Annotated in this window: 1 protein-coding gene; it reads right to left on the reverse strand. The window is 39.0% G+C overall.

Translation table 11 applies throughout. From position 1 onward, the window contains the following. Window positions 1-189: 189 nt before the first annotated feature. Window positions 190-366 (reverse strand): hypothetical protein, encoded by a 177-nt coding sequence (locus OZD66_RS04790; protein WP_275022375.1) that lies wholly within the window; start codon window positions 364-366, stop codon window positions 190-192. Window positions 367-525 lie beyond the last annotated feature (159 nt).

Consider the following 525-nt stretch of genomic DNA (forward strand, 5'->3'; position numbering starts at 1 on the left):
TCATAACTATATGCTGCTGGCATTCAACCTCCTTATCATCATCTATCCTTATCCTATCACATCCGGACTTTTATGGAAAGAGCTATACTTATAATCCTAACTATAGTTAGCCTTTCATAAGTAGCGATGCAACAAAGCCCACTGGAATCCAGGAATTTTATTAAGTTGGTAAGCATAAAAGTATAACTTCTACGTCATACCGCCGCGGTATCCGCTAACAAGCAGCGGGGTGACGATTGTCAGGGTAGCTGTCATCCCAGTGCCCTGACTACTTGAATCCAGGAAAAAGAATGGTGTCATCCCAGTGCGTGATACCCTAGTAGAAATCGTTTTTGTAATTGCAACATTCGTGCAATCTTTAGCCATAAATATTTAAAAAATTTACCAAATGAAAAAAAAAGGCAAAAGAAACCCCGTGGTGGTTGGCTATTTACCATGTACTAAAATATCGGCGTTTTTTTTATTCTAAAACGCTTGATTAAGAGCGATTTAGCTGCTTTTAACTTGCAACTAACCTACACCGCA

It is taken from the genome of Wolbachia endosymbiont of Drosophila baimaii (assembly GCF_028982185.1).
Classification (GTDB): domain Bacteria; phylum Pseudomonadota; class Alphaproteobacteria; order Rickettsiales; family Anaplasmataceae; genus Wolbachia; species Wolbachia pipientis.

What these genes read in the sequence shown, in the direction of transcription:
- OZD66_RS04790 (WP_275022375.1), bottom strand. Translation starts at nt 366, where the DNA reads ATGGCTAAAGATTGCACGAATGTTGCAATTACAAAAACGATTTCTACT.